The organism is Pseudanabaena sp. UWO311 (genome assembly GCF_006937785.1).
Taxonomy (GTDB): domain Bacteria; phylum Cyanobacteriota; class Cyanobacteriia; order Pseudanabaenales; family Pseudanabaenaceae; genus Pseudanabaena.
Window position 1 is genome coordinate 119,797 of record NZ_SJEE01000013.1, and the last position, 6,440, is coordinate 126,236.

General features: G+C 42.0%; 10 protein-coding genes. 5 read left to right on the forward strand and 5 right to left on the reverse strand.

Annotated features, from left to right (window positions below; all coding sequences use genetic code 11):
- Positions 1-100: 100 nt before the first annotated feature.
- The 3 genes from PseudUWO311_RS12120 (at position 101) to PseudUWO311_RS12130 (ending at position 2,679) form a co-directional block, all read left to right on the forward strand.
- Positions 101-502 (forward strand): hypothetical protein, encoded by a 402-nt coding sequence (locus tag PseudUWO311_RS12120; RefSeq protein WP_142655486.1) that lies wholly within the window; start codon positions 101-103, stop codon positions 500-502.
- Between the two features lie 142 nt (positions 503-644).
- Positions 645-1,568: a LysR family transcriptional regulator gene (locus PseudUWO311_RS12125; protein WP_142655487.1), complete on the forward strand. Its 924-nt coding sequence runs from the start codon at positions 645-647 to the stop codon at positions 1,566-1,568.
- An 82-nt stretch (positions 1,569-1,650) separates the two neighbouring features.
- Positions 1,651-2,679, forward strand: coding sequence for an anthranilate phosphoribosyltransferase family protein (locus PseudUWO311_RS12130; RefSeq protein ID WP_142655488.1), 1,029 nt, complete (start codon positions 1,651-1,653; stop codon positions 2,677-2,679).
- A gap of 615 nt (positions 2,680-3,294) precedes the next feature.
- Here PseudUWO311_RS12130 and PseudUWO311_RS12135 read toward each other — a convergent pair.
- The 5 genes from PseudUWO311_RS12135 to PseudUWO311_RS12160 form a co-directional block, all read right to left on the reverse strand.
- Complete coding sequence (locus PseudUWO311_RS12135; RefSeq protein WP_142655489.1) at positions 3,295-3,708, reverse strand: HNH endonuclease; 414 nt, start codon at positions 3,706-3,708, stop codon at positions 3,295-3,297.
- The gene (locus PseudUWO311_RS12140; protein WP_142655490.1) at positions 3,705-4,061 is read right to left on the reverse strand and encodes a hypothetical protein; all 357 of its coding nucleotides are present in this window, start codon (positions 4,059-4,061) and stop codon (positions 3,705-3,707) included. Before PseudUWO311_RS12140 ends, PseudUWO311_RS12135 begins: the two co-directional genes overlap by 4 nt.
- Positions 4,062-4,131: 70 nt before the next feature.
- Positions 4,132-4,500, reverse strand: coding sequence for a type II toxin-antitoxin system PemK/MazF family toxin (locus PseudUWO311_RS12145; protein ID WP_190303474.1), 369 nt, complete (start codon positions 4,498-4,500; stop codon positions 4,132-4,134).
- Positions 4,482-4,724, reverse strand: a complete 243-nt coding sequence (locus PseudUWO311_RS12150) for a ribbon-helix-helix domain-containing protein (RefSeq protein ID WP_142655492.1) — start codon at positions 4,722-4,724, stop codon at positions 4,482-4,484. The genes PseudUWO311_RS12145 and PseudUWO311_RS12150 overlap by 19 nt, the downstream gene beginning before the upstream one ends.
- Before the next feature lie 326 nt (positions 4,725-5,050).
- Complete coding sequence (locus tag PseudUWO311_RS12160) at positions 5,051-5,284, reverse strand: hypothetical protein (RefSeq protein ID WP_142655493.1); 234 nt, start codon at positions 5,282-5,284, stop codon at positions 5,051-5,053.
- Positions 5,285-5,578: 294 nt separating this feature from the next.
- On the opposite strand from PseudUWO311_RS12160, the gene PseudUWO311_RS12165 reads away from it, so the two are divergent.
- Both PseudUWO311_RS12165 and PseudUWO311_RS12170 read left to right on the forward strand, forming a co-directional pair.
- The gene (locus PseudUWO311_RS12165; RefSeq protein ID WP_142655494.1) at positions 5,579-5,821 is read left to right on the forward strand and encodes a hypothetical protein; all 243 of its coding nucleotides are present in this window, start codon (positions 5,579-5,581) and stop codon (positions 5,819-5,821) included.
- Positions 5,818-6,234 carry a type II toxin-antitoxin system VapC family toxin gene (locus PseudUWO311_RS12170; protein WP_142655495.1) on the forward strand — a complete coding sequence of 139 codons (417 nt, stop codon included), beginning with the start codon at positions 5,818-5,820 and terminating at the stop codon, positions 6,232-6,234. The genes PseudUWO311_RS12165 and PseudUWO311_RS12170 overlap by 4 nt, the downstream gene beginning before the upstream one ends.
- The last annotated feature ends 206 nt before the right edge of the window (positions 6,235-6,440 follow it).

A 6,440-nucleotide genomic window follows, 5' to 3' on the forward strand; every position in this document is an offset into this window, starting at 1 on the left:
ACGTCGCATCTCTTTTTTTTGATCTAATCGTAAAATGCACTAGATGTAGCGCTTTGCGCTATAACCTGTGACTAATACTTTTAATCTGGAGATGCAAAATATGCGTACAATACGAAAATTGCCTATCCTATCTCTTGCTCTAGTTTTGGTTGGTTATATTGCCTATGGATGGCTACTTTCAGTACACAAGGCTGATTGGCGCATCTGGATTCCCGCTGGGGCGATCGCCTTTGGTGTGGATTGGTTATTCTCTGTAGGATGGGCGATCGCAGCAGTAATATTTGTGTTTTATCAAAAGTCGCAGTTTCTATTGTCACTGGGGATTAGTGTAGTTTGGGTGCTACTGATATATGTTGCGAGAAATGAGCTTCGGGCTTTCATGAATAATCGTGGCTGGAATTTCTTTGTTCTTGCTCTAATCGCTGGGGCTGGGCTGGGGCTAGGCTGGTTTACTGATACATTGCCCACAATTCGTACTTTCGGCGAATCGTTAGTTAAATGAGATAAAAAAATGCAGCGCTTAGCGCTGCATTTTTTTATCTCAAATCGCTGTATTCAATGCACTTGTTACTAGCGCTACTTTTCCAAAGCTCTAGAAGTTGCTTAATGATAATGGAGATCACTAAAGCTATCGTTAATTTTTCATGCGTTTGGAACAGTTACAAGCATTTTTGGCAGTTGCTGAAACAGGAAACTTTCAGCAAGCTGCCCAAAAATGTGGAGTTAGCCAGTCAACCATCAGCCGACAGGTACAGTCTTTAGAGGCAACTGTCGGTATCTCGCTGTTTCATCGTCAGGGGAACGCGAAGCTAACAGTAGGCGGCGATCGCCTGTTAATCCATGCTAAGAAAATTTGTCAAATTTGGTCAACTGCCGAACAAGAATTACTCGATTTGCAGGCAGGAAAACAAACAGAGCTATGTGTGGCAGGGATTCCTTCAGCCTGTGCTTATCAGCTACCACCAATATTGCAAAAGTTTTCTAAGGCTTATCCGAATGTCCAGCTCCGAGTGACAACCTTGGGAAGCGATCGCGCTCTTAAAGTTCTTAAAGATGGATTGATAGACATTGCGATCGTCATGAATAATCCATTTTTAACCGCAAGTTCCGAAATGGTAGTTGAGAAACTCTATGAAGAAAAAATTCAACTTTTGCTGACTGTTAATCATCCCCTTTGCCGAAAAGAATCACTTACATGGAAAGACTTACATAATGTCCCCCAAGCCGTATTTAAAGACGGCTATGGATTACAGCGTCTCGTCCAAGACCAATTCAATCGTCAAGGGCTGCGTTTAAATGCAGCTCTTGAGTTGAATTCCCTTGAAGCTTTTCGCGGTGTAGTTAAGCAAGGTAGTTTGGTTGCCTTGCTTCCAGAAACTTTTTTAGTGGAGTTAACTCACGATCCAGACTTAGTAGTGCGATCGCTCAATGAACCATGCCTAACTCGTGAAATAGTCTTAGTCACTACGAGCGATCGCATCCAAATTCCCCCAATTCAATATTTTTGTAAGCTTGCTGCCCAGATGATTCAGCAGGAAATTCCTGTGGCTTTAAAAAGTGCCCTGTAAGGCTAGAAAGCAGAGACTATCTACTTTCTAGGCTATAATTCAACATCTAACCGACTTTTGCATTAAATTTACCCTTAGAGTAATGAGTAAAGAATTTCGCGAATTTTTGCGTAAAGTTGGGAGCGGTACACATACCAGCAAAAGCTTGACGCGCCAAGAGGCTGAAGCTGCCACGATCATGATGTTACAGGGAGTTGCAACTCCTGCTCAGATTGGCGCATTTATGATCGCCCATCGGATTAAACGTCCAACCAGTGAAGAATTGGCAGGGATGCTCGATGCTTATAAACTTTTGGGCGCAAAGGTCGCGCCGATCGCATCGACAAAACAGGTTTTAGTGCTGGGATCGCCCTACGATGGCAGATCGAAGACTGCACCAGTTAGTCCTGTGACAGCGATCGTCTTAGCGACGGCGGGTATTCCTGTGTTGATGCATGGAGGCGATCGGATGCCTACTAAAGAAGGGTTACCTTTTATCGAAATTTGGCAAGCATTGGGCTTAAATTGGCAAGATTTCTCCATTGAGCAAGTCCAACACAACCTCGAAACTCAAAATTTTGGATTTGTCTATTTGCCCAAGCATTTTCCACTTGCTCAAGGACTAGTCGCCTATCGCGAGCAAATCGGTAAGCGCCCACCCTTTGCTACCCTTGAGTTAATGTGGTCACCCTATCAAGGAAAACAATTTATAGTGTCAGGTTTTGTGCATCCACCTACCGAAACTAATATCCGCGAAGCCTTTGCTCAGCATGGCATTACCGAATTTGCTACTGTTAAAGGCTGGGAGGGAAGTGTAGATTTGCCGCGATCGCGTACTGCGATTATCGGTATCAACCACAGTGATCAATTTGAGCGATTAACCCTATCAGCAAGGAATTATGGATTTAGCTCCGAAGATCCTGCGATCGCAGATGCATCAGAAATGTCTATCAAAATCATTTCTGCTCTCAAAGCGGAACCTTCTGAATATCTCAACTCGGTATTATGGAACTGTGGATTCTATCTCTGGCTTTATGGAATGCATGACGAAATTGCTGATGCGATCGTTCATGCTCAAGAAATCATCAACAGTGGTAAAGCGTTACAGAAGTTAGAAGATTTACGAGCTTAACCTCTCGAAATCAAAATAGTTATGGCGATCGCAGATTATCAGAACTGTGTTTATTATTGCAATCTAATGAAGTGCGATCGCCTTGTCATTTCATGGTTAAGTACGTAGGCGATCGCTAAATCTATATTTGACTTGTTATATAAAATTTTATATAATTTGTGAGTGTTTAGGAATATGTAATCTAAAACTATGTCGATCAAGTTTTACGAAAGTCCGTTTCATGCGATCGAAGTGCTTCTATTAAAATCCAAACAAGAGATTTAGCTAAAGACGATTAGTCATTACTGATGTTACGTGGAACTCAGATGAAGAATCTCTTGCTACTAGTCAAGCAGGGCAACCACGGGGGGATTGCCCCTACCAAAATAATTTAGATTTTGTAGGGGCTGTGCCCCCGTGCCAGCCACAGACTCTCGCCATTGGTAGGAATTCCTTCCACGTAACATCAGTCATTAAAGGAAAATGTGTAGATAGTTGTTCAAAAGCAAATTAATGATAGTCCTGATAGGGATATGCTTTTGGCTGTTTTGAGTTTCTCGCCTATTTTTGTAGCGATGGGTGATCTTGCTATGTTCTCTAGGACTGCTGTGAAAGTCATGTTGCTTCAAGAAATTCTTAGGGTACTGGATATTTCCCAATACTGATGAGTTGTTCACGTTCGATAACACGTTCTTGAAGGTTAAATTGGAGGATTTTAGCAGTGACACGCCCTTCAGGAGTAAGTGGGAGAATGGTTCCTCCTTGTAGGCAAAAGTGATCTGACCATTGCTGAATACGGGGATTAAAAAATGGAGTTAGCTGCTTTGTCTCAGGATCAATAGAACCGAGGTCAGTGCCTTTGAAACGATTGCAGCAAGGACAAGCTAAAGCCAGATTTTCAGCTTCGGTAATGCCATCGTGTTTTTCAGCAATGATATGTTCTATTTCAAAAGTAAAGAATGAAGCTGCTTGAGGATATCGACAATACTCGCACTGTTCTTCAGCACGTTGGATGACTAGCCGACGTAGGGGAACTGATACATAGCTCATGCTGCTTTCTGTAATTGTTTATATGCATGGGCTTTAGCTAATCTTACCCAATGCTCTAAGAGTAAGTAGCGATCGAGTTCGGCTTCTTCGGTTCGGGAAAGGCTTCCAGATTTGTTGCGTTCGAGTAGTTCGCTCATCCGCGCTTGTAAGGCTGGTGTGGGACGGATGGCGAGGATTGCTTCAGGACTGGGTTGACTGGCTAGAAGCTCGACAATTTGGCGATCGTCTTGGTAAGATAGCGTTTCTGTGGTGGGAATGTCTTGAAGTAGGCGATCTAGGGTTTCAGGGAGTTGATCGCCTAGTCGTTGTAGTTTTTCTCCGAGGCGATCGGGGACTTCTAGTATGATTTGCATGGTTTGTGATTTGGAGATTGTGAGTTGTGTTTATTGTAGCAAGCTTGTTATGGGCGATCGCCAACTAATTCTATAGTTCAATCAATCCCAAGCTAATTTGAATTGCATTATCCACATATCCCATGAGGTGATTGGAGATGATACCCATTCTTTTGACTAAGCGTTGTTTGTCAATAGAACGAATCTGATTGAGAAGCACTACGGATGTCACGGTTAGTCCACCTTCAGGAGAATTGATTAGAACTTCTGTGGGATAGGTCTCAGGGTCGAATTGGGATGTGATGGCAGCAACGATGGTAATGGGGCTGTATTGATTGGAAATATCATTTTGGAGAATGAGAGCGGGTCTAGTTTTCTGAATTTCTGAACCAACTGTAGGGTCAAAATTAACCAAATAGATTTCGCCTCTCTTGGGAAATTCTATTTTCCGTTTTGCCATGATTCCTCATCGATATTAAACCAGTCTTGAGTAATCCCTAAGTCTCGATCTGCGCGACGCAATGCGCCCTGTTTGAGCTTGTCCCGTAGATTTTTCTTGGCTTCGGCGTTGATGTAGTACTTAATGGCTTGGTCAATGAAGTGACTGCGATCGCCTTTGGGTGCAATGCGATCAAGTAGCTGTAGGGTTTCGTTGGGTAATGTGATGTTAATGCGTTGATACATATATGGGTACACATTGGCTATGTGTATTATGCTAACTCATATTGTTGATCAAAATTTGTATGAAACTGCTAAACGATAGGCTATGAGTGATTCATCCAGTTTGTATGTTTGAGATTTTGCATGATTTGGAAATGCTTAGTATTTGCGGTGACGAGAACTAGATCATGCTGTATTGCTGTAGCACCAATAAAAATATCAATAGTAAGTGAGTATAGAGAATGTTAGTTGATCGAAGTATTTTTGGTGTTTTTCCAGTTCTGTGATTACGGATGGCTCACCACGCAAGAAGTAGGAAATCATGTTGGAATCTAATAGAACCTTTTGCCTCATGGAATGAGTCTTTGTAAATCTAGTTCACGGTTAATTTCAATGTCTTTTTCAATTTGTTGGAGGGTGTGGCTTTCTGGCTTTGCGATACCTGCAAAACGCATGAAACCATGCTTAGAGATAGAAGTTGATATGGATGTTTTTTTGACTTGTTGCCAAAGTTGCATTAGTTGAATTAAGGATTCTTCGGAGGCTTGACCGATCTCTTCGATCATTTTTTCTTTAATTGTCATTTGTTGCCTCCAGTCGGGTTAAGTCCTATTCAGTACAGTTTAACACGGTGAATATTGAAGGTAAATTTATAACTGATCGCCTTTGGTTGCAATGCGATCGAGTAGCTGTAGTGTTTCGTTGGGTAATGTGATGTTGATGCGTTGATACATATTATGAATACACATTGTCTATGTGTATTATGCTAACTCATATTGTTGGCTAAGGGTATAGGCGATCGCTAAATCTTTACCACTATATTCATCGGCTATTCGATAGGATATAAGATAGTAAATCTAGCCTACTAAAACATTGTTATGAATGAACTGCTATCAGTTACTTTCGATGGGTCGGTGCTTACACCAGATAAGCCGCTTAAACTTGAGCGAAATAAGCGCTATTTAATCATGATTGTTCCTGAAGAAGTAGCTCCTGTTCAGAATGCTTGGGATTTGTTAGAGAATTTGACGGGAACGGTTGAGGCTCCTGAAGATTGGTCGGCGGAGCATGACCATTATTTGTATGGAACTCCTAAACGACAGGCTGAGAATGAGTCATGAGAGAGCGATTATTGCTAGACACGTCATTTATTCAGGCATTGCTGAATTCTAAAGATCGGCATCATCAAAGGGCAAAGGTTCTATTACCGAGAGTTTACAATGCGAGAGAGGTATGGGTAACTGAGGCGGTGTTGGTTGAGGTGGGAAATGCTTTTAGTGCAATGAATCGTGGTGCTGCTTCTCAATTTATTCGACAGTGTTATCAAACTCCAAATATTAGGGTGGTTACGGTGGATACGGCGTTGTTGGGTCGTGCTTTGGAGCTTTATAGTGCTAGACCAGATAAGGATTGGGGTTTGACGGATTGTATTTCTTTTACGGTGATGTCAGAGAATAGTTTGATTGATGCGGCAACGGCTGATTTTCATTTTGTGCAAGCGGGATATCGGGCTTTATTGTTAGAAGCAATCTAGACGGGAAAACCGCTTGATATTTTAGGTCACATCGCCCAATTGTTGAGGTTTTACGCCGAAGTGATCGCTTAATCTACATTAGACTTGTCGGGAAACAAAAGCAAGGTATAGAGGCAACTTCACATTTATTTCTGCACTTCAATCCCTAATTAAACAAACACACGTTCATCGAAATAAATTGAAGCATAACAGAGATTCAATTGCGG